The sequence below is a fragment of the Tritonibacter sp. SIMBA_163 genome, assembly GCF_046535935.1.
GTDB classification, from domain to species: domain Bacteria; phylum Pseudomonadota; class Alphaproteobacteria; order Rhodobacterales; family Rhodobacteraceae; genus Epibacterium; species Epibacterium scottomollicae.
Window position 1 is genome coordinate 1 of the sequence record NZ_JAWJBP010000193.1, and the last position, 349, is coordinate 349.

The window sequence follows — 349 nt, forward strand, 5'->3', positions numbered from 1 at the left end:
GTCGACCATCGTGCTGCGCCGTTAGAGGTGCTCGAAAAAGATCCGGTACTATTCTGGCAGGAATGCTTAAAAGGTTTCACGTGCCCGATTTTATTTACAGGCACAGATGAGAATTTTACCGTCAGGCTTCAAGCTTTGCGTAGTGGAGGTAGTAATTACTTTACCAAGCCACTAGATATGATAAAACTTGCTGCCTCTATAGCTCAGTTAATTAAGACAAAGGATAGCCAGTCAGAGCGTGTTGTTATTGTTGAAGATGACGTTGAGCTGGCGCAGCATTTGCAGTGTGTGCTGGAAGAGGCCGGAATGGTGGTGACTACCTTCAATAAGGCGGAGCCGCTGTTTGAGG

Annotated in this window: 1 protein-coding gene; it reads left to right on the plus strand. The window is 46.7% G+C overall.

Annotated elements, in window-relative coordinates:
• Nucleotides 1-349: hypothetical protein (locus R0J92_RS22050; RefSeq protein WP_411053222.1), on the plus strand; the 349-nt coding region annotated here is incomplete at both ends.